Raw genomic sequence first — 21684 nt, forward strand, 5'->3', positions numbered from 1 at the left:
CATTGACTAGCGTTAAAATTCAAAATCCGGTACTGAAGGGCTTTAATCCCGATCCGTCGATTCTCCGTGTCGGTGACGATTATTATATGGCGACATCCACCTTTGAATGGTTCCCCGGTGTGCAGATTCATCATTCCAGAGATTTGGTGAACTGGCAGACGCTCTGCTATGCGCTGGACCGGCCGGATCAGCTGGATATGAAGGGGATCGAGGCCTCCGGCGGTGTCTGGGCACCGTGCCTGACCTATGATGAGCAGGAGCAGATCTTTTACCTGATTTACACGATTATGAGAAGCACAAACGGCAACGCGTTTGACCTGGACAATTATGTGGTCACGGCCAAAAGCATTCTTGGCCCCTGGTCGGAGCGCATCTATCTCAACAGTTCCGGCTTCGACCCTTCACTGTTCCATGATGATGACGGGCGTAAATGGCTGGTTAACCTGGAGTGGGAGACGCGCAAAGGGTACGAGCATCCCGGCTCAATAGTTATTCAGCAGTATGATCCGGTGCGGCAGGAGCTGATTGGCACAGCGCGCAGCATTTTCCGCGGGGCAACGGATATGGGCTGCATGGAGGCTCCGCATATCTATAAGCGGGACGGCTATTACTATATGATGACCGCTGAGGGCGGGACCGGCTTCGGGCACGGTGTTACTATGGCGAGATCGCGCGAATTGTTCGGACCTTACGAGTCCGACCCGTGTAATCCGATTATTACATCCGCCAGGCTGGTTAATCTGGACCGGCGGAATGTGGATGATTACCTTAAGCCGTACCAATATAACCCGGATTCTCTGCTGCAAAAAAGCGGGCACGGCTCGCTGGTGGAAACGCAGAACGGGGAGTGGTACATCGCGCATCTATGTGCCCGGCCGGTGCTGCCGCAAATCCGCAGTATGCTGGGCAGAGAAACGGCCCTTCAGGCATGTGAATGGACGGAAGACGGCTGGCTGCGCATGATTGGCGGCGGACAAACGGCCCTGACCGAGGCTCCCGCTCCTGAGCTCACGCCTCATCCGTTCGCACCGGAACCGGCCAGAGAGGACTTTGACAGCGGGAAGTGGAACCTTCACCTGAGCTCCCTGCGCGTTCCGATTGACGAGGATTGGGCCTCCCTGTCGGCCCGGCCGGGCTACCTGCGGCTGCGCGGGCGGCAATCGCTATTCTCGTTGCATGAGCAAAGCCTGGTGGCACGCCGCCTGCAGTCCGTTAATGCAACGGTAGAGACCTGTGTGGAGTTTACGCCGGAGAACTATCATCAGTCAGCCGGACTTACGCTCTTCTATGACCAGAATATGTTCTACTATCTGCGGATTTATTATAGTGAGAGCCTTGGAGGGAAGTGTCTGGGTATCCTGTACGCCGACAACGGCACCAAGGTTGAGCTTACGGAGTCCCGGCTGCCGGTCGCGAATTGGGAAAGAGTCTATCTCCGCGCCGAGCTAAGTGAGGGAATGCTGACCTTCTCCGCCTCGCCGGACGGGGAGCAGTGGCAGCAGGTGGGCCCGGAGCTGGACGGCACCAAGTGCTCAGATGAATACTCCACCTCCGGACATTTCACCGGCGCCTTCGCCGGGATCAACTGCCAGGATTCCTACCGCAGACAGATCACAGCCGATTTCGATTACTTTGAGTATCGGGAGCATAATTAACACCACAGCAGAAGACCAGCCGAATCACCAGGCTGGTCTTTTTGTATGGCAAGCCAGGCGGCAAACAAGCTATGTTCACCGCACCATCCACACTTACCTGCACTTTGTACAATTAAAACGCCTGTTTTTGCTCCAAACAGCGTTATAACTGCATTCCATGCAACTAAAATGCTGCAAAAGGGCCGATTTAGGCTGATTCATGCAACTTTAGTTGCACAGAATGCAGTTATCCGGCGCTGCTGCTCATTTCAGCTGCTTTTAGTTGCACAAAATACATCTATTCTTATCCGGCGGCCTGAATCAAATCCTAACACCCAGCCAACACTCCCCGGCTGGCTGCAGTGCAATCCACCCTCACATGCGTCTAAAGTTAGGATGCCCGGGATGAGCCGGGCAACTTACTATATCCTAAAGAGAAAGAGGAGCCAAGTATGAACAAGCCTGTGAGCACCATTGTAAAAACAGTTCTGTTTTTTGCCGGCTGGGCGGCGGCAGTTTCTTTTACACCCGATGGACCCTTTAGCAATCCTGCAATCCGTCGCCTGTGGTGGGAGTTCGCGCCTTTGGCGGCAGCCGTATTATTTACTGTACTTTTTGTGAAATTCATTGAGCGGGGGAGGTTAAGGGTGCCATTAGCACAACATTTCTTCAGAAACATATTACTGGGGATAGCGGCAGGTGCTTTATGGCTGGGGAGCGTAGTGGCCGTCCTCTTGCTGACAGATACGATGGCGATACATAGCCGGAATGAGGTAAATTACATATGGATCTGGATATTGGCGTCACTGTTAAATGTGGCGATGCAGGAGCTGCTGGTGAGAGGTTATTTGTATCAGCTATGGAAACGCAGCAGCAACAGGCTGGCGGCGGCCGCGATAACCACACTATTATTTGTTTTAATGCATGGCGGAGCCTTTGAAGCGGGGATTATCCCGGTGCTGAATGTTGTAACGATGAGCTTATTCATGACATTGCTGCTGGAATACACAGGCACCTTACTAGCACCGGTTCTGGCCCATTTTGTCTGGAACACAGCAGGGGCGGTTATTTTAGGCGGAGTCTCATTAGCAGGCGATTATCCGAAGCTCTATAACAGCAGCTATCACGGCGCATCCTTACTGTCAGGCGGCGGCTATGCCATAGAGGGCAGCGTTGTCGTCCTTATCATCAACATAGCACTAATAAGCGGTGTGCTAGTGCTGAAGAGGACTGCTGCCCGTTTGAATACATAGCTTAAGGGAATAGCGGCGGAGCCTCAGATTAAGAGGATTATAAGTTTAATCCCGTCTCATCCAGATTATTGCGGTACTGGTTGGGCGTGAAGCCGGTGTACTTTTTGAACACCTGGAAAAAGTATTTCTCATCGTTGTAGCCGACCTTCATCGCGATGTCGCCGATTTTGCGGCTGCGGTCCTTGAGCAGGAGGCAGGCCTGGTCGATGCGGATTTTGTGCAGATAGTCGAGGAAATTAGTCTTGATCTGCTGCTTAAACAGCAGGCTCAAATAGCCCGGGGTAATAAACACCTCATTCGCTACCGTCTCGCGGCTGATGTCCTTATAGTAATTTTCTTCAATGTAAGCAAGGATGGATTCGAACAGCTTGTTTTTGTTCTTTTTGGCATTCAGCAGCTCATTAACTTTGACGGCGGCGGTAAGCAGCTCACTCTTGATACCTTCCGGATCTTCCTTGGAAATACTCTGGATGTTGTCCTGCAGAGTCATGCCGAAATCGTCCATTCCGCCGGCATTTTTCTCGATATACAGCTTATACAGGGCAAAATAAAGCGCAAGCGAGCAGCTGACAATCTGTTCCTTGGAAGATGGAAGGGATGACATGAACGTGGCGAGACTCTCCCGGATGCTGTCCGCGTCGCCGTTCATTACACTCAGCAGCACTGTTTTTTCCTGTAAAATAGGATAGGACCAGCTTCCGTGCTCAGCCGCCCGGCTATCCTGGGCATTTACAAGCTTGCCCGGACCGAGGGCATAGTGGTCATCCAGTGCGCTTATGGCTGAGCTGTAGGACAGGTTGAGGCTAGGCAGCTGGGTGCCGGTAACGCCGATGCCGACGGAAACGCCGAGCTTGAGATAATTTTTGGCATTGGACTGGAATTCCCCGGCCAGTGCCAGCAGCTCAGAGCTGCCCAGCTCAACAGGCATGTTAAGGATAGCGATGATATCATCCTGATGCTCGAAGCTCAGGCCGATATTCGGCTGGCGCACGGTTTCCTCGCTGATATTTTTGAGCCCGTATTTCAGCAGCTCCAGTTCAAACGCCGTATAGCTCTTCTGCAGGGTATGGAGATTATCCAGCTGCATGACAAAGACGGCGAAATAGTCATAGGGAAAATAAATTCCGTTAAGCTCCAGGCTGTCCCGGATTTTGTCATAGGAGACCTCCTCGGACAGGACCAGCTGGCTGAGCGTACGTTCCTTCAGCAGCGGCAGGCTCTCGCGGAAGCCTTCGGTTAACCGCTTCAGATGCGCAGTCTGCCGCTTCTCCTCCAGAATCCCGTTAACCACATTGACAATGGTATCGGTAATCTCCTGGCGTCTGCTCGGCTTCAGCAGGTAGTCGGATGCGCCGAGTGCGATCGCTTTTTTGACATAATGAAAATCATTATAGCCGCTCATAATCACCGACTTCACATGCGGGAAGTCACGCTTAACCCGCTCAATCAGGGCCAGACCGTCCATCTCCGGCATCCGGATGTCGGCCAGCAGAATATCCACATGGTGCTTGTGCATCAGCTCAAGGGCTTCCACACCGTCTCCCGCCTCGGCTACAATCTCCACATCATGGCTGGCCCAGTCGATCAGTGTTCTGATCCCGGTTCTGGCCCGCTCTTCATCGTCGACGATCATTAAGTTAATCATGGTTCTCCTCCAAGGGTTCTGATGTGACAGGAATGATCAGCTCTACACGGGTGCCTGACCCGGGTTCACTGGAATACCGGATGTTGAACTGATCCTTATAATACAGGCGGAAACGCTGGATCACATTGGCTACCGCATATCCGCCGGTGTTCGCGCCGGTGTGAATGTCGTCTTCCTCCTGAACCTCGGTAATCTTCGCAATCGTTGCTTCATCCATGCCGATGCCGTTGTCTTCAATGACAAAACGCAGGTACCCGCCGTCCATCGCCCCGGTTATACTGACTGCACCGCCCTCACGCTTGCGCTCAATACCATGGACCAGAGCGTTCTCAATGAACGGCTGCAGGCTCAGCTTCAGAATGACAAGGTTATCGAGGGCATCCGGAATATCGATCGAATAGCTGAGCTTGTCGCGGAAGCGCATCTGCTGCAGGGACAGGTAGAGCTGGATCAGCTCTTTTTCTTTGGCTACGCTGGTGAAGCTTTTGCCGCGGTTCAGACTGAGCCGGAACAGCCGGGACAGATTGATGACCATCTCGCTGATTTTGTCCTGGCCGGCGCTTTCCGCCTCCCAAAAAATCGTATCCAGCATGTTATAGAGAAAATGCGGATTGATCTGCGACTGCAGCGCCTTGAGCTCTGCTTCCTGTTCCTTGAGCTTCAGGACATACACTTCATCCACCAGAGTCTTGATATTGCCGACCATCGTATTGTAGCCGCGGCTTAACAGGCCAATTTCATCCCGGTAGCGCACCTCCACCTTTTCGTCAAAATGCCCGTTCTGGAAACGCCGCATGGAATACAGCAGCTTCTTGATCGGAGCGGTCAGAAAATTGGACAGCACCAGCATCAGCGGTATGCTCAGCAGCAGGCTCACGAGAATAGCAATGACGACGAACAGCTTGATGGAATTGAGCTCCTTGGTCAGCGTGTCCAGCGGAACCGCATAGAGGATCTGCCAGCCTGCGTTGCTCTGAGTGTAGGTCAGCAGCAGCTCTTCCCCGTTCAGGCTGATAATGCGTGAGCCGTCTAGCGCACCGTTCCCGGCTTTTGGCAGCTGCAGCGGCTCCTTTTCATTGTAAAAAGACTTCCCGGCAGTGAGAAACGGTACGCCGTTCTGATCAAGAATCATGATTCCATGGGACTCGTCATACAGATCCTTCAGATACCGCTTGCGGATCGTTTCGGTGTTAATACCGACGAAGATCAGCCCGATGTTCCGGCCGTTCAGCGTGCTGCGGACAATCCGGCTCATGGCGATTTTTTCATTGCGGTTCACATCGATAAAGACATTATTGGCGGCGTTAAGCGGATACCAGTAGGAGGCGCCGTTAAACTCCAGGGTCTGCTTATAGACATCGCTGGACACAATCCCGCTGTAGCTGCCAGGACCGCTGCTGTCATCGGTGGCAACCTGATAGAGCGGCTGCTCCTCCTGCCCGTAAAGGGACAGGTAATCGAAATTGCCGGTAACCAGCATCTGATTCATAATGGCGGACATCGTCCCCGAATAGATTTGTGATTCCAGATCCACGTTGCCGTCCGGCTCATTCTGCAGCGCATCCTGCACAACAGGGGAGAGGCTGAAGACGGTCACCCAGTCTTTGATGCTTTTCTGCATCTCTATGATATTATTATCGATCAGCCGGATCACCGACAGATTGGTCGTGCTGACCTTGTTAACAATCTGTTTTTTGGAGGTATGGAACGAGTACAGCCCGAGAGCCGACGTAATCAGGGTAATCATCACAACAAACACAATGACAATTTTCGTTTTCAGACTGGTATTAAAAAAAGGTTCAACCATGCGCTTGCCATGCCCCCTCTATCTTCATTCCAGTATATCGTTCACCCATAGGGAGGACAATCATCCCCGGCTAACATTCGACAATCTTCAACTTTATGCACTTTTTCTCTACTGACAGGGGTTACCTGAGCAGGGGGCAGGGCGGAGGATAATATGTATTTCCATTGTATTGAGAATGATTATCAACTATAATGGAGCCTATATCTTTGCCAAGCTGGCATTCAGCCTGAATAGCCAGTCTGCCGCCTGCCCGGCTATTATTTAGCTAATCTTTAGGTTCAGCTTAGGCAGCATTAAGATTGCTGGGGTACAGTTGTAACAAAACCAGCAATCGGCGTGCTCCGGCTGCCGGGTTGTTAACGGGCCAGGGGGTGGCAGATGAAGCAGCTGAACAAATTTCTGACGATAGGTAAGGCAATACTGCTGGTTCTGCTTATTGTATATGTGGGGTCATTGGTCGATTTTATTTTTGAGCCGTTCAAGTCACTGACGGGCGTTATTCTTATTCCGGTGCTGCTGGCGGTGTTCTTCTACTATTTATTGCGGCCGCTGCTGCCGCTGATGGAGCGCTGGAAGATCAAGCGCTGGACACTGAAGCGCACGCAGGCTATTCTGCTGATCTATCTGGTGCTTGGCGTGCTGTTAATCGGATTTTTTGGCGGGGTTTGGCCTCCGCTGAAATCACAGCTGCTGACACTGGTGCAGAATGCCCCGCAGCTGTTCGATATCGTAAGCGATAAAATGACAGAGCTGGAGCAGTCAGGCTTCTTCGCCAAGCTGTTTCCCGAGGATTTCAGTCTGCTGTCCCAGTTAAATGATTATTTAAGCCAGGGCTTTACGCTGCTGACCAGCTATGTTACCGGGTTGTTCTCAGCGATGTCCAATCTGGCCATCATTTTGTTCACATTTCCGATCCTGCTGTTCTATATGCTTAAGGAGGGGGACAAGTTCGGCAAGGCCTTTGTCCGTATGGTACCCAGGCGTTTCCGGGAGCGGGCACATACGATTACAGGTGAAGTTGATGGCGCACTCAGCAACTATATTGTGAGCAGAGTCATCGTCAATTTGGCATTGGGCATACTGATGTATCTTGGATTCCTGATGATCGGGCTGCCTTACGCACTCGTATTGACGCTGATTGCCTTCATTATGAACTTTATTCCTTTTTTCGGAGCGATCATTTCCTCTGTTCCAATTGTGATCATTGGTCTGACAGTCTCACCTATGGTAGGCTTGTGGTCACTCATCATTATTTTGCTTGCCCAGCAGATTCAGGATAATATAATATCACCGCTGGTTTTTGGCAAAAGCCTCGACATTCATCCGATTACAACGACGGTGCTTGTGCTGGGAGTGGGGAATTTCTTCGGAATTATCGGTATGCTGATTATCATTCCTGTGTACATGGTAATCAAGATTATATCCAAGCATACATACCAGCTGTTTCTCAAGGAGAAGTGGGAGGGACTGTAGGCATTATGAGAGCTGAAGGAGGAAGCAGAATGAATCAACCGGACAAGGACTCGAATTGTGTAGGAAAGCTGACGGTGTCACAGCAGGTTATATCCAAAATAGCCGGAATGGCTGTCCAGGAGACTGAGGCGGTGCAGGCGCTTGTGGAAGGCAGCACCAAACGGAAGAAGCGGGAGGAATTTTACAAGGCGATCAAGGTGAAAATCAGCGGCAGTGAGCTGTCGGTCCAGCTCTTCCCGATTATTACCCTGGGCACACCGCTTCATCAGCTGGCCCAGCTTCTGCAGCAGAGCATCAAGAGCCGGATTGAAAAGCTGACCGGTCTGCAGGTGACGGATGTAAATGTGACAGTGGTCGGTGTTGTTGCAGCGCAATAATGGCACTGTACATGAAGCAGCGCAAAGAAGCGGCAGCTCAAGGGGATGAGAATTCTCCTTGACTGCCGCTTTGCTGTGCTTGGGGTTAGAGGGGAATAGTGATGGTGAACACCGTCACTTCCTGCCTGGATCCGGACAGCTCAAGTGTTCCGCCCATCCGTTCCGTATTCTTCCGCGCGATTGCCAGTCCCAGGCCTGTCCCGCCGGAGGCTGTTCTTGCCTCATCCCCCCGGACAAAGGGATCAAAGATGGTGGCCTGCAGCTCCTTAGGGATGCCTACACCGTTATCGGCAATTTCAATGACTACGGCCTCCGGCCTTGTAGCCAGCCCGACCCGTAGTGTCGTACCCGGCGGATTGTAGGATAGCGCATTGGCAATCAGATTCTGGACTACACGTGACAGCAGCTCAGGATCGAACTGGGCGTAGACGTCGTGGTCAGGCACCTCAAGCCGCAGGGTGAACTGCTTCTGTTCAATTTCCCCGTAGGCGCCGGCAATAATCTCCCGCAGGAAATCACCGAGCTCATGACGGCCCATTTTCAGCAGAAAATCCGGAGAATCCGTCTTGAGCAGCTCCATCATATTCTGGATCAGCCGGGTGACCTGGAAGGACTTGTTGTAAATGTAGAGTAAATATTTCCGCTGCCGCTCGGCGTCTTCTACCCGGCCTTCATATAGGGCCTGAGCGTACCCCTGAATACTGGTGATCGGGGTTTTGAGATCATGGGACAAATCCATAATCATCCGTTGCTTACTGTCCTCAGCCCGCTGCTTGGCAATGGTCGTGCGTTCAATCATATCCGCCATGTAATTGAAGGTCTCGGCCATCTGCTCAAATTCCTTCTCGGCATGGACCGTAAGACGGGTGCTGTAATTTCCCTGAATCATTTCCTTGAGTCCCTGGATAATAGTCTTCAGCGGCTTCAGGATACGGCGGGCAACGGAATAGCTGTACGTAACAACAAGCAGCAGAAGCAGCATTGCGCCAAGCATGATATAGAAGGTCACAGACTGATTGACATGAGACATGAACGGATAGCTGTTAATCGTGATATCGATGCGGTCCCGGGGAAGCTTCAGCAGCAGCCAGCCCGTGAACCCGTCCTGCTGATAATCTGCCAGGGACACGTAGTAAGCCTGATCCGGATCATTCTCAAGCAATGTATACAGCTGCTCCTCAGTATAGCTGTGCGGATCATCCTGTTTACTGCCGATGACCTCGCGGACCGTCTTGCTGCTGTCCAGCACCTCCAGCCAGCCTTCGCTGCGCAGCAGTTTGGCCGTTTCCGGCCCGCTTTGCGGATTGTCCAGATACCGGCTGGCCTGCGTCTTCAGGTCCGGGTCAGCCAGCTGGTAATCCTGCAGCTTCTGCGCAACATCCAGCTGCATAAAGGCATAGGTGCCGAATATAATTACGGTCACTGTAAACAGCACAATCAGCAGAAACCGCAGAAAGTCAATGGCCAGCGATGCCTGCAGCGGCCGCTGCTGTCTAGTTTTCCACAGGCGCATTGATTTTGTACCCCAGTCCGCGGATCGTCTTCAAATATTCCGGCTTTTTGGAATCACGTTCAATTTTCTCACGGATGTTGCTGATATGCACCATGATGCTGTTATCCTCGTACATGTAGAAATCCTCCCACACAGCTTCATAAATCCGCTTGCGGGTAAAGACCCGGCCCGGCTCCTCCATCATCAGCTTAAGGATTTTATACTCGGTAGAGGTCAGCATAACCGGCTCCCCGGATACATACAGCACGCATTCCTTCAGATCCAGAGTCAATGCCCCCAGCACAAGCTGCTTCACCTCAGGCTCCGGCGCAAGGACTGGCACATCAAAATGATGGACCCGGCGCAGCAGGGCATTCACTCTCGCCACAACTTCCAGCGGATTGAAGGGCTTGGCTATGTAGTCGTCGGCACCAAGCTCCAGTCCCAGTATTTTGTCATGATCCTGGCTCTTGGCGGATAAGAACAGGACGGGAAAGTGATAGGCTCCGCGGATGCTTTTCAGCAGCTGCAGCCCGTCCATCCCCGGCATCATAATATCGAGAATCGCCAGATCGACAGACTGCTCCCGGATCAGAAGCTGGGCCTCTAATCCGGATGAAGCGCTTAGAATATGGTAGTCTTTTTCAAGGTAAAGCTGCAGCAATTCAACAATTTCAGGCTCGTCGTCAGCAATCAGTATCGTATATATAATCCATCACCCCTGGCCAGTATAGCGGTCTAATCTTTATCTATTCTAAACCAAATCTAAGGTTTGGATAAAGTTTTGGCCGGCGGCTATCCCCCGAGCACTTCTTTTCTCAGTCCCAGCAGCCACTCTGCCGATTGCTTCATGAAAGCCAGCTGATCCTGAGCGCCGAAATGCTCAATGACGAAGGTGTCATCATAGCCGCTTTGCAGCAGATCCGTAACAAGCTCTTTCATCGGAATGCAGCCGCTCCCGGCAGGGGCCGCATACATTGGACGGCCGTCCGCCGTCAGCTTAGGCTCCTCCTTAGGGTGAACCTCAAACGTACGGTCCTTACAGTGGACATAGCCGATATGGGGTCTGCAGCGTTTGTAGGCTTCGAGGGCAGCTTCTCCGCTGTACAAAAAATTCCCGGTATCAAAGAAGCAGGACAGCTCCGGTATTTCCTCTACAAAAGACAGCAGCTGCGCTGTTGTGGCAAACGGTGCCCTGGAATCATCGAAATCTTCCATCCCTACCCTTATACCCAAAGGCTTGGCTGCTGCGCACATGGCGGCTACGGCCTCTTTCATTAACTGTACACATTGCTGATGCTCCAATGAAGCCGGGTCCTGCTCATGCTCCTCCAGAAAGCCCGGAATAACCAGCACACGCGAGGCTCCTGCCCGTCCGGCCATAGATAGAAAGGAGGTGATCTGCTCCTCTCTTACTGCACTGCTGGTGATGTGCCCAAAGTCAAAAAAGCCGTACATGCAGCTTACCGTCAGCCCAGTCTTCGTAAGCAGCGTCAGGATAGCGTCTTCCTCAGCCTTAAACTGGTCTGCGTCCATCTCCAGCGCGTCAATGCCAAAGCTCTTAACTAGTGTGCAGATTTCCTCCAGGCTCCGGCCGCTCTGTCCGGCTGCTTCACGGATATGCTCATAGAATACAGATAATTTCATCGCTGCTTCTCCTTGTATGTATGGATTATTTGGTGCGGATTAATCGCTTTCATGATTTGTGTCAGCTGGCGCTTCGCTAATCTTCTTAAATCTATGCTCCTGCCCGGGCATTGTCAACAAGCCGGGTGGACAGCCTTGCCCGGATTCCTGTCATATTGTCGCCGGAAAGGATATAGAATGCAAAGGGGCGGAAATAAAGCGGTTTCGTTAATGCGGAACCTGCTGTTGCAACGATTTCAAAGGCACGTTACGCGCGGCGTGTATTGAAATAAGCAGCTATCCGAAAACTTTAGGAGGAATACGATGCGTAGAAGGAAATGGGCAGCGCTGATTATGACTTTGGCACTTCTGATTACGTTATTTCCGGCAGGAAAAGCGGCGGATGCCGCAACCAGCTGGAATCTGGTGTGGAGCGATGAGTTCAACGGAACCTCACTGAATACGGCAGACTGGACTGCTGAGAATGGAACCGGCGGCAGCGGCTGGGGGAACAACGAGCTGCAGTATTATACAAACCGTTCGCAGAACCTGCAGGTAACAGGCGGCAATCTGGTCATTACGGCCCAGAAGGAATCGTATAACGGCAGCAGCTACACCTCGGCCCGGATCAAGACACAGGGGAAAAAGAGCTTCACCTACGGTAAAATCGAAGCCCGGATGAAGCTGCCTTCGGGTCAGGGCATCTGGCCGGCTTTTTGGATGCTCGGCTCTAATATGGATACCGTCGGCTGGCCAAAAAGCGGCGAGATCGACATTATGGAGCGGGTGAATAACAACGCTTATGTTAACGGCACCGTTCATTGGGATGCCAACGGCCACGCCGAGTACGGCAAGGTATCAGGCAATCTCGATTTCTCCCAGTATCATGTGTACAGCGTTGAGTGGGATGCCAAATACATCAGATGGTACGTGGACGGCAGCCTGTTCAATGAGTTTTATATTGAGAATAACACCGGTAACACAGAAGAATTCCAGAAGCCATTCTTTCTGCTGCTGAACCTTGCGGTGGGCGGTAACTGGCCGGGCAGCCCGAATGCTTCGACCGCCTTCCCGGCACAGATGCTGGTCGATTATGTGCGGGTCTATCAGGCGGCCTCATCGGCAAGCATTGTCAGCGGGGGCGTATACACCTTTGCCTCCAAGGCAAGCGGAAAGGTAATGGATGTGGTGGACGTATCCACAGCAGCCGGCGCCAAAATCCACCAATGGACCAATTACACTGCCGCTAACCAGCAGTTCCGGGTAGACAGCACGGGTGACGGGTACTATAAGCTTACCGCAGTACACAGCGGCAAAGTGCTCGATGTTCCAAATTCCTCCACAGCTACGGGCGTTCAGCTGCAGCAGTGGAACGATAACGGGACGGATGCGCAGAGATGGCGGATCGTTGATGCCGGCGGCGGCTACTATAAGCTTATATCCAAGGTGAGCAGCCTGGCTGTGGATGTATCCGGCTCCTCGACAGCTGATGGTGCGGCGGTGCAGCAGTGGACCGACAACGGAACCGATGCGCAGAAATGGGCACTGACTAAGGTGAATTGATACTCACGCCAGCCGAAAGGTTTCGCGGGACCACAGCTGCAATTGGCTTGATTACGAAAAAACACACCGGAGGGTGTGTTTTTTGCTGCTGGTCGGATGCTGCTTGGGATAGGTGCTGTTTGGGATACATGCTGTTTTGGGATACATGCTGTTTTGGGATACATGCTGTTTGGGGATACGTGCTGTTGCGGTATGAGTGCTGGGGTATGAGTACTGCTGGCTGTATTAGAAGTGCTGCAGTTTCTGCTGTTACGCGGATGTTTTTGCCTTTTCCTTACGCGGCCAGAGGAAATAGGAGCCTGCAATTAGCAGATCGATACCGACGACAATTGTCCAAATGCTGAGAACACCCTGCAATGCTTCGGTGCGGGCAGGCTCATCGATCCAGACTATCAGTCCGTAGAGAATTCCGGCTCCCAGCAGAAAGGACAGCAGATGCAACAGCCAGCTCTTGAAATAATGCAGGGCGTGGTCCATTCCGGTACGCTTGAGCGGCGGCGTTCCCTGTCTGGTGATATAATACCGGAAGCGTTCATCTGCCCAGCGGATCATGCTTTTGCCGAAAACAACGGATACCGAGATATATACAGCTGCGATGGCATGGGCTGTAGTGGCGGTAGCGCCCTTGGACAGGTCAACGCCTGCAATGACCAGCAGGATAAGGTCCAGCACTGGAGTCAGTGCGAGGAAGAACAGCCCCAGCTTGGGGTGTTTGAATATATAGCGTACAGTAAGACCTGTAATGATTACGACCCAAAACAGGATTTCAACAGTGACAATAGCCCAGGCTACAGTGTTCATCATGCACTCCTCATCAGAAAAAGTATTGGTTAAGAGGGATTATAGCAGCCGGATTTAAATAATACAACTGTATTATTTAAATTGCAGCCTGCTTCGGCGGTATGCTACAATACGGACATGCCAAAAATAGTCGATCACGAAGAACGGAAAGCACATATTGCCGAAGCCACCTGGCGCGTCATTCTGAATCAGGGGATGAAGGGTGCTACAGTGCGCAAAATTGCCCAGGAGGCCGGAGTATCGCTGGGCGCTTTGCGTCATTATTTTGCAACACAGCAGGAGCTGCTTGGCTTTGCCATGAAGCTGGTCAGTGACCGGGCTAACGCCAGAATCAAAGACATTGCCGGACTGGGCTTACCGCCGAAGGAGCTGGTAACCAGAGTGCTGATGGAGCTGCTGCCTTTAAATGATAATAATATGGCCGAGATGGAGGTATGGTTCGCGTTTGTGTTCCACCTGAAGTATGCAGAGGAGGATTATAGCGGGTTAAATGACGGAATCTATCCGGGCATTGTCAATCTGCTGGGCCATCTGGAGGAGAGCGGGCTGCTGAGGGAGGAGCTGGATATGAGCATCGAAGCGGAGCGGCTGTACGCGCTGCTTGACGGGGTAGCTCTGCATGCGCTGCTGGAGCCCCGGCGTCTCGACAGGGAGCGGATCCTCCGGGTGCTCCACAGCCACATGGATTCAATCTGCAGGGAATAGGGGGAGGGCCAGTAAGTAGCCGATGCCGCGCGCCGAGAGGACGGTAGCCAAAGGGAGAAATCCCTTTGGTCGGGCTGGAAACGGTCCAGGGAGCGGAATCAAAGGGAAAAATCCCTTTGGTGGGGCTGGCAACGGTCGAGGGAGTGGAATCAAAGGGAAAAATCCCTTTGGTGGGGCTGGAAACGGTCGGAGGTGGCGGAATCAAAGGGGAAAATCCCTTTGAATGTGCTGGCAACGGGACGGACGGATAGGGATGCACACATCAGTTACTTAACACAAACGCCCACTCCATAACTACGTGTATAGCACGCACCTATCTGGCTCCCTACCCACCACTCTCCTTACCCACCAAGTTCCTTACCCACCAAGTTCCTTACCCACCAAGTTCCTTACCCACCAAGTTCCTTATCCACCAAGTCCACCAAGTCCACCAAGTCCCTCAATATCCCCCTTTTATCCGCACTCCCGGTGCCGTCAGCAATATCCAAACCCCAGGATCGTAAAGCACTTGTCCTGGTCGCCGTCAGCCATGGTGATTTCTACCGTATGCTCGCTGCTCGTCTGCTGATGGTACAAAAGGACTGCGTTGCAGTGGGTCCAGTTGTTCACATGCGGATCAGCGGTCAGCACGGGCCTGCCGTCCACACGGACATCAGCGCTGCCGAAGCTGGCACTGCCGGAATCCTTGAATACCAGGATGAGGATTCTGCTGGTAATCGTTAATCTAAAAGGCTCGCCCCCAGCCTCCGCCAGACGCATCCAGTTATACGGGAACTCCGGGGTCCCTGACGGATTGTCGTCCAGCTCTACCATCTGCAGATCCGTATCGGTTTCCGTGAAGCTGCCCGGCTCAATCCGCACATGACTTAATGAGCCCGAACGGTCCAGCAGCCGGATATTCCTGAAATCATTCCCAATCACCGGAGGCTGTTGCAAATCAATATCTGCAGGATCTGCCGGAGCTGCGGCGGCCTGCTGAAACAGATGAATCAGGCAATCCGCCATCACCCGGTGCCCGTCGTTAGCAGGATGATAGATGTCGTAGAAAAACTGTCTTTTAGAGATGACATTCCCCTCAGCCTTGGTCAGCTTAAACTGGCCGGTCACGGCATCTTTTACACTAACCATAGGGAGATTATAGCGTAGCCCGACAGGGGAGAGCCGCTCCTGAAGATTCCAGTCATTGATAAATACGCTGAACAGCAGCACGACCGCAGGCTGGTTGTCAGCGGACAGGATATTCAGGCACAGGCTCTCGTAGCAGTTGCCCTTGGTTTCATCCCCCTCGTCGTTGACGGCAAACTCCACAATTACAATATCCGGCTCGGCAGCACCCTCCCTGAGCACATCTCTTTCATAACGTATAATCCCCAATTCTGACGGCGTACCGCCAACCCCTGCTTTTATAAAATGAACCTTCCCGCCGCCGTCCCTGCCATACAGCGCTTTAAAGCCCAGATAAGACTGATAGGCATAACATTCCGTATGAATCGGCTTCGCTCCCGCACCCTGGGTAATGGAGCCCCCGATATAGGCAATGGTGACGTCTTCACCCCGGGAAGCCTTGTCTATGGCAGCCTTCAGCCGCACATTGTTACCCGGATGGAGCAGGGAATGTGAGATCATATCGCGGTACGGCTCTGAACCAAAGGCAACCGGCGTTTCCGGTGACAGCTCAGGGGCACAATACCCGTCATTCAGATAAAAAATAATGCTCGCCACCGCAAGCCCGCCCGCCTGATCAAACTCAAAGGCAAATTTACCGGGAACATCATCGTCCGCCGACCATTCAATCTGCTCCAGCTGCAGAATAAGCTCGGTCCCGTCTGCCGGACAGGGAAGCCGCAGCGCTGTGCCGGAGGTATATTTGTCCGTTTTCCCCCAGTTTTGCAGCAGAAATGTAATGTCTCCCTGGTTATGCTCCGCTTTTACCGACACTCCGATGCTATGGACTAATGTACGAAAGCCCTCACAAGTCCGCAGCAGCTCCAGCATATGCGTATCCTCAACTCCGCCGATATATCTGGCCTTGTCGATCAGGTAGCTGCCCTCCAGGTAGACCTCCTGGGACGGCTTGCCTGAAGGCCGGGCGGTTGCTTCAATATGGGTTTCGAACAGCATAAAAAATCCGTTTCTGCGCTCAGCAGGATCTTTAGGGGCTCTGGGCCCGCTGCCGGCGGTGCAGCTGTCTGTTGAGCTTATTGGATCTGACATATATCGATCATCCTCACGGCTGTAATTTTGAAGGCGCTTACGGATTTGCATTGGAATATGCAGCGGAAGTGCCATACAATGCCTACACTTTACCAGAAATCCGTTATGCCTAAAATGCAGTTCCGCGTATTTAAAGTCCTTTTACCTAAAATCATATCGGTTTATTACAAGAAGTATCTGGTTTACACATGGCTGTTGAAACCGCTTAACTTATATAATGTGCCTGAGCAGCGTAAACAGACGATACGGAAGGACGGGAATACAATGATATTGGCAGAACAGGGAGCGGCAGCAAAGCTTTATCTGGATCCGGCGGCCGTCGATTATAAAGGCTTGCGGCGGGTCGCAGATTCTTTTGCCGCGGATATAGAGCTGGTTACAGGTACAAGACCGGAAATAGTCACTGAATCAGGGCAGCTGGGGAGTACTGCTATCATTATAGGAACCGCCGGAAGCAGCAGGCTGATCGATGAATGGGCTGCCGCAGGCAAACTGGATGTGTCGGCTATTCACGGCAAACGGGAATGCTACAAAATTCAGCGGATTGAACATCCCTGTGACGGTATTGAACAGGCGCTGGTCATTGCGGGCAGCGATAAAAGAGGAACAATCTACGGCGTATACGCGGTATCTGAGCTGATGGGAGTGAGTCCGTGGGTTTATTTTGCCGATGTAGTACCAGAGCGAAGAGCCCTGCTTGACCTGCCTGACGCAAAGCTGGAGGTAATCTCCAAAGAGCCGTCCGTAAAGTACCGGGGGATTTTTCTGAATGATGACTGGCCTTCACTCGGCTCCTGGGTAACCGGTGCATTCGGGGATTTCAACGAAGCATTCTATGAAAAGGTCTTTGAGCTGATTCTCAGGCTGAAGGGTAATTATCTCTGGCCGGCGATGTGGAGCGCAGAATTCAGCGTTAACGGCAGACATCATCCGCTTGCCAATGCCGAGCTTGCCAGGGAATACGGTATCATTATGGGCACCTCGCATCACGAGCCCCTGTTCCGTGCAGGCAGTGAATGGCAGAGGGTGTACAGGGATTACGGGACAAGCAATCTGTGGGATTTTGCCAGGAACCGGGAGGCGATCACCGCCTTCTGGGAGGACGGAATTAAGCGCAACAGAGAGTATCCGAACCTGATTACACTGGGCATGCGCGGAGAAAGCGATTCAGAGCTGGAAGGCAGCGACCATTACAATATTGGACTGCTTAAGGACATTATTCTCACGCAAAAAGAACTGCTTAAGCGTTATGGGCTTGAGCAGGCACCGCAGGTTCTGGCCGTCTACAAAGAGGTGGAGAAATATTGGTACGGCACAGCTGAAGCGGCGGGACTGAAGGACTGGGATGTGCTTGATGATGTGACGATTTTGCTGTCAGACGATAATTTCGGCAATCTCCGCAAAATCCCGTTCGGCCTGGAGCAGCAGCGCAGCGCGGGCTGGGGGATGTATTATCATCTGGACTACCATGGAGGCCCGCATTCGTATGAATGGGTCAATACGACGCCGCTGGAGAAGGTCTGGGAGCAGATGAGTATGGCTTATGATTACGGCATCCGGGATGTGTGGATTGTTAATGTCGGGGACTTGAAGCCGATGGAGCTGCCCATTTCATATTTTTTGGATTTAGCTTATGATTTCGGGGCCTGGGGAACCGCTGCGCCTAACAAAACTGCAGAATACACAGAACAGTGGGTGCGGCAGCAATTCGGCCATGCAGCCGACGAAGCCGCCGTAAGCGGAATTGCCGGTGTGCTGGCGGATTATACGAGAATGAACGGGCGGCGCAAGCCTGAAATTATAAGGCCGGAGACCTTCAGTCCCGTGCATTACAATGAGGCGCAGCAGGTGCTGAAGCAGGCAGGCAAGCTTGTTGAGAACGCTGAGCATTACAGAAGCCGGATTCCGGAAGAGCTCCAGGCTGCTTACTTCCAGCTCGTTTATTTTCCGGCTGCTGCTTCGGCCAATGTTCTGCAGATGCAAGTATACGCAGGGCTAAGCAAGCTGTATGCAGCACGCGGCAGCGTACTCGCCAATACGTATGCCGGGCTTACAGCAGCGGCGGTTGAACGGGATAAACAGCTGGAGCACGCGTATAACAATGAGCTTTCCGGCGGAAAATGGCGGGGGATGATGAGCTCGGCACATGTAGGCTATGTGAACTGGGACGCGGCAGGGTGGAGTTATCCGCAGGCGGCTTCCGTTATTCCGGTAAAAGGCCAGCTTATGATCGTCGATGTGCAGGGCACGGAGCAAGGGTATACTTCAGGAACGGCGGCGCTGCCGGCTTTTACAAATCTGCATAAAGAGAGCTATTCAGTTACGGTCAGCAGCGGCGGGGACACGGGCTTTGCCTATGAAGCTACCGGCAGTACGGACTGGATCAGGCTGGAGAGTAGCAGCGGCTGGACTGAGACAGGAGAGACTATCACAGTATCGGTTGACTGGGATAAGGTGCAGGGAGCGTGCAGCGGCAATATCGTTATCAGCGGAGCCGGCGGAACGGTGATTGTCTGTGCAGAGGTAGACTGGAGCAGCCCGGGTGAGCTGCCGCCGGCGACTTTTATTGAAGCACATAACGTTGTAGCTATAGAGGCTGAGCATACTGTTAACCGCTGTGCGGCGGACGGGGTAGAGTGGACAACAATCAGCAATTACGGCAGGACCCTATCCTCGGTCAAAATGTACCCGGACACTGTATCCTTCAGTGAACCGGCACAAGCGCCCTATCTGGAGTACAGGCTGCTGGTCAAGCGGGACGGCGAATATATCCTGACTGCTTATATTGCGCCTACCAATCACCTTTCGCCAGTCAGCGGCTTGAGGTATGCAGCAGGCTTTGACGGATTAGCGCCTGTTGTTGCCGACGCTCTACCTCCCGGCTATGAAGGAGGTAACCATGGGAATGAGCCCTGGTGCCGGGCAGTAATGAATAATATTCATACTACCGTCACCACCCACACCTTATCTAAAGGTGTCCATATACTGCGTTTCTATGGACTGGATGCCGGGCTGGTGCTGCAGAAGCTGGTGCTGTCCGCAGAGCCGCTGCCTTATTCCTATTTTGGGCCGGAGGAAAGCTATCTCACTTCAGCAGCGCTGACGGAGGATAGCCCTTGATCTGCTTGAATACGTTGCTGAAATAGGCTGCGTCCCGGTAGCCGCAATGGGCGGCGACTTCGGATACATTGAAGCCGCCGGCTGACAGCAGCATCTCGGCGTTATTAACCCGAACCCGGTTAATGTATTCTTTGAGAGCTACTCCGGTGTTCTGCTTGAACAGCTTGCCCATGTATTCGGGATTCAGCCCGGCAGGTAGAGCAAGCTCGCCGATCGTGATTTCATCTGCATAATGATCCATGATATAGGCTGTTGCTTTATGTATTCTGGGATCAACAAACGGTGCCTGCTGATGATGGGCGATAATGAGCAGACGGTAGATGATCTGCTGGAAGACGGCTCTGGCCTTCATCCGGTAGAGCGGCTGCTTGCTCATCCATAGATGTGAGAATTCGCGGATGTCCTCCATAATTTCTTTAGTCCGCCAATGGCGGGTCACTGTCTGAAAGGGAAGCTCCACTTCATTGCTCCCGCCCAGCCAGAAGAAATTGAAGGCGAAGGAATGCATCGGGGCCTCCCTGAAGGTGTGAGCCTCGCGGATGCTGCCTGCCGGGGCATACAGCATATCTCCGGCTTCTACCGTATATTTGATCCCGTTAATGTAATAGCTGGCTCTGCCGTCAACAATAAAGGTCAGATCATGGAAATCGATGACGCTCCGGCCGATTCCCCAGCCTTCAAAGCATTTACGGTCAACAAACAGAAATACATCCGGCACCAGCTGCTCATATTGATTGATATCCATGCTTGACTGAGCCTCCCCCGGTTCAATCATAGCTGCTCATGAGCCCCGGGACAAGCGTTTCCGCACCGTATTGACGCTAAGCATGATTACCGGAAGGACGAAGGCATAAGTGAAATTCCAGTCTACCCAGTAGGCTGGAATTTCACTTACATAGAAGATAATATTTTTGGCGATCAGCTGGGATAGACCGTAGAGCAGAAAGGCTGTGGGGAAGATAAGCGGCCGGTAGCTTTTCAGCTTAAAGAACTGGGCAGTACCCAGTACAAAGGCATAAAAAAACAGTACGGTTTTGAAATAGGTGCTGATAATCCAGGCGGTAGCCATAAGGGCTTCAATCCGCTGCAGGAAGTTGGCGATGTTGATTTTCCGGGCCAGAAGATAGGCGGCGTAGAAGTCATGCTCCGAGAAATATACGCCCAGCACGGTGAGTGAGAGAATCAGGATAATGTTCAGGACCACCGCGCCCAGACAGATGGAGAGGAAGATATCACGGTTAATTTTGTCCGATTTGCGGACATAAGGATAGATCATCAAGAATACACACATCTCCCCGAACGGGTAAAAGACACCGTACATTACCGAATGAATCATATCGGGAACCGGTGTATTAAGCATAGGTAACAGGCGATCAACCCGCACCTGAGGAAGCAGCAGGACGATGAGGCAGACCAGGAAGAGGGCAAACAGGGGGAAAAAAATCTGTGATGCCCTCCCCAGCGTCTCCAATCCCAGTCGCAGGCCGTATACCAGTATAAATATTCCCATAGCCCTGATCACGCCGCCGGGGGTCCCCTCGTAGATCTGTGTGCAGAGGAAATCCTCAATTTCACGGATATAGGTAGAACCGGCCAGCAGATAAAAAAACAGATAATAAAGTCCCACGGCTCCGCCAAGCCATTTGCCCAGAATCTGCCGGCTGAGCTCGATAATGGTTTTAGTAGGGTCGATATTACCTAAGGTCACTAACAGAAAGATAGTCCCGATCCCCAGCGGTACACTGATCAGCCCGGTAATCCAGGCATCCTGATGGGCAGAAGAAGCCATTACTGCAGGGTAGACCAGTGCCATATCCCCGATAAAAGCAAACAGACCAAGTATAACCATCTGTGCTGAGCTAAGCCTGTCTTTTTCAAGCGTCATATTGTCTCCCCTGCCTCCGCTGCGGGCGGATATCCTTGTCGGTATTGGCATAGTATGGCTTATTTAGCCCATTTTATGTTAGTACAGGA

At 52.4% G+C, this 21684-nt stretch carries 16 protein-coding genes; 7 read left to right on the forward strand and 9 right to left on the reverse strand.

Annotated elements, in window-relative coordinates:
* Positions 1-2 precede the first annotated feature (2 nt).
* The gene (locus R70723_RS12095; protein ID WP_039872289.1) at positions 3-1655 is read left to right on the forward strand and encodes a glycoside hydrolase family 43 protein; all 1653 of its coding nucleotides are present in this window, start codon (positions 3-5) and stop codon (positions 1653-1655) included.
* A 626-nt stretch (positions 1656-2281) separates the two neighbouring features.
* Positions 2282-2887, forward strand: a complete 606-nt coding sequence (locus tag R70723_RS12100) for a CPBP family intramembrane glutamic endopeptidase (RefSeq protein WP_231574871.1) — start codon at positions 2282-2284, stop codon at positions 2885-2887.
* Positions 2888-2924: 37 nt separating this feature from the next.
* Here the strand turns inward: R70723_RS12100 and R70723_RS12105 are convergent, their stop codons facing one another.
* Both R70723_RS12105 and R70723_RS32045 read right to left on the reverse strand, forming a co-directional pair.
* A complete protein-coding gene (locus R70723_RS12105; protein ID WP_039872294.1) occupies positions 2925-4532 on the reverse strand; it encodes a response regulator transcription factor in 1608 nt (535 codons plus the stop codon).
* The gene (locus R70723_RS32045) at positions 4525-6339 is read right to left on the reverse strand and encodes a sensor histidine kinase (protein ID WP_052421285.1); all 1815 of its coding nucleotides are present in this window, start codon (positions 6337-6339) and stop codon (positions 4525-4527) included. The genes R70723_RS12105 and R70723_RS32045 overlap by 8 nt, the downstream gene beginning before the upstream one ends.
* 378 nt (positions 6340-6717) lie before the next feature.
* Here R70723_RS32045 and R70723_RS12115 point away from each other — a divergent pair, with 378 nt between their 5' ends.
* A complete protein-coding gene (locus R70723_RS12115) occupies positions 6718-7812 on the forward strand; it encodes an AI-2E family transporter (protein ID WP_039872295.1) in 1095 nt (364 codons plus the stop codon).
* A 29-nt stretch (positions 7813-7841) separates the two neighbouring features.
* Positions 7842-8189, forward strand: a complete 348-nt coding sequence (locus tag R70723_RS12120; protein WP_039872297.1) for an Asp23/Gls24 family envelope stress response protein — start codon at positions 7842-7844, stop codon at positions 8187-8189.
* 85 nt (positions 8190-8274) lie between these two features.
* On the opposite strand, the gene R70723_RS12125 is transcribed toward R70723_RS12120, so the two are convergent.
* From R70723_RS12125 to R70723_RS12135, 3 genes are all read right to left on the reverse strand, one after another.
* A complete protein-coding gene (locus tag R70723_RS12125; RefSeq protein ID WP_039872299.1) occupies positions 8275-9702 on the reverse strand; it encodes a sensor histidine kinase in 1428 nt (475 codons plus the stop codon).
* A complete protein-coding gene (locus R70723_RS12130; RefSeq protein WP_039872301.1) occupies positions 9683-10393 on the reverse strand; it encodes a response regulator transcription factor in 711 nt (236 codons plus the stop codon). The genes R70723_RS12125 and R70723_RS12130 overlap by 20 nt, the downstream gene beginning before the upstream one ends.
* An 83-nt stretch (positions 10394-10476) precedes the next feature.
* Positions 10477-11328 (reverse strand): sugar phosphate isomerase/epimerase family protein, encoded by an 852-nt coding sequence (locus R70723_RS12135; protein WP_039872303.1) that lies wholly within the window; start codon positions 11326-11328, stop codon positions 10477-10479.
* A 303-nt stretch (positions 11329-11631) separates the two neighbouring features.
* Here R70723_RS12135 and R70723_RS12140 point away from each other — a divergent pair, with 303 nt between their 5' ends.
* Complete coding sequence (locus R70723_RS12140) at positions 11632-12870, forward strand: RICIN domain-containing protein (RefSeq protein WP_039872304.1); 1239 nt, start codon at positions 11632-11634, stop codon at positions 12868-12870.
* Between the two features lie 249 nt (positions 12871-13119).
* On the opposite strand, the gene R70723_RS12145 is transcribed toward R70723_RS12140, so the two are convergent.
* Positions 13120-13671: a hypothetical protein gene (locus tag R70723_RS12145; RefSeq protein WP_039872306.1), complete on the reverse strand. Its 552-nt coding sequence runs from the start codon at positions 13669-13671 to the stop codon at positions 13120-13122.
* 117 nt (positions 13672-13788) lie between these two features.
* On the opposite strand from R70723_RS12145, the gene R70723_RS12150 reads away from it, so the two are divergent.
* On the forward strand, positions 13789-14376 hold the full coding sequence (locus R70723_RS12150) for a TetR/AcrR family transcriptional regulator (RefSeq protein ID WP_039878642.1): 588 nt from the start codon (positions 13789-13791) through the stop codon (positions 14374-14376).
* A gap of 474 nt (positions 14377-14850) precedes the next feature.
* Here R70723_RS12150 and R70723_RS12160 read toward each other — a convergent pair whose 3' ends face one another.
* A complete protein-coding gene (locus tag R70723_RS12160; RefSeq protein WP_039872310.1) occupies positions 14851-16590 on the reverse strand; it encodes an SGNH/GDSL hydrolase family protein in 1740 nt (579 codons plus the stop codon).
* 264 nt (positions 16591-16854) lie between these two features.
* Here R70723_RS12160 and R70723_RS12165 point away from each other — a divergent pair, with 264 nt between their 5' ends.
* Complete coding sequence (locus R70723_RS12165) at positions 16855-19710, forward strand: glycosyl hydrolase 115 family protein (RefSeq protein ID WP_047171397.1); 2856 nt, start codon at positions 16855-16857, stop codon at positions 19708-19710.
* Here R70723_RS12165 and R70723_RS12170 read toward each other — a convergent pair.
* Together R70723_RS12170 and R70723_RS12175 are read right to left on the reverse strand one after the other, a co-directional pair.
* Positions 19676-20455, reverse strand: coding sequence for a helix-turn-helix transcriptional regulator (locus R70723_RS12170; RefSeq protein WP_047171107.1), 780 nt, complete (start codon positions 20453-20455; stop codon positions 19676-19678). The two genes, R70723_RS12165 and R70723_RS12170, sit on opposite strands and share 35 nt — an antisense overlap.
* A 36-nt stretch (positions 20456-20491) precedes the next feature.
* Positions 20492-21595, reverse strand: coding sequence for a GerAB/ArcD/ProY family transporter (locus R70723_RS12175; RefSeq protein ID WP_039872312.1), 1104 nt, complete (start codon positions 21593-21595; stop codon positions 20492-20494).
* Between the last annotated feature and the right edge of the window lie 89 nt (positions 21596-21684).

It is taken from the genome of Paenibacillus sp. FSL R7-0273 (assembly GCF_000758625.1).
Lineage (GTDB): Bacteria > Bacillota > Bacilli > Paenibacillales > Paenibacillaceae > Paenibacillus_AQ.

Coding starts and splice junctions, on each gene's coding strand:
- R70723_RS12105 (WP_039872294.1), bottom strand. CDS start 4,532: ATGATTAACTTAATGATCGTCGACGATGAAGAGCGGGCCAGAACCGGG.
- R70723_RS32045 (WP_052421285.1), bottom strand. CDS start 6,339: ATGGTTGAACCTTTTTTTAATACCAGTCTGAAAACGAAAATTGTCATT.
- R70723_RS12115 (WP_039872295.1), top strand. CDS start 6,718: ATGAAGCAGCTGAACAAATTTCTGACGATAGGTAAGGCAATACTGCTG.
- R70723_RS12120 (WP_039872297.1), top strand. CDS start 7,842: ATGAATCAACCGGACAAGGACTCGAATTGTGTAGGAAAGCTGACGGTG.
- R70723_RS12125 (WP_039872299.1), bottom strand. CDS start 9,702: ATGCGCCTGTGGAAAACTAGACAGCAGCGGCCGCTGCAGGCATCGCTG.
- R70723_RS12135 (WP_039872303.1), bottom strand. CDS start 11,328: ATGAAATTATCTGTATTCTATGAGCATATCCGTGAAGCAGCCGGACAG.
- R70723_RS12140 (WP_039872304.1), top strand. CDS start 11,632: ATGCGTAGAAGGAAATGGGCAGCGCTGATTATGACTTTGGCACTTCTG.
- R70723_RS12145 (WP_039872306.1), bottom strand. CDS start 13,671: ATGAACACTGTAGCCTGGGCTATTGTCACTGTTGAAATCCTGTTTTGG.
- R70723_RS12150 (WP_039878642.1), top strand. CDS start 13,789: ATGCCAAAAATAGTCGATCACGAAGAACGGAAAGCACATATTGCCGAA.
- R70723_RS12160 (WP_039872310.1), bottom strand. CDS start 16,590: ATGTCAGATCCAATAAGCTCAACAGACAGCTGCACCGCCGGCAGCGGG.
- R70723_RS12165 (WP_047171397.1), top strand. CDS start 16,855: ATGATATTGGCAGAACAGGGAGCGGCAGCAAAGCTTTATCTGGATCCG.
- R70723_RS12170 (WP_047171107.1), bottom strand. CDS start 20,455: ATGGATATCAATCAATATGAGCAGCTGGTGCCGGATGTATTTCTGTTT.
- R70723_RS12175 (WP_039872312.1), bottom strand. CDS start 21,595: ATGACGCTTGAAAAAGACAGGCTTAGCTCAGCACAGATGGTTATACTT.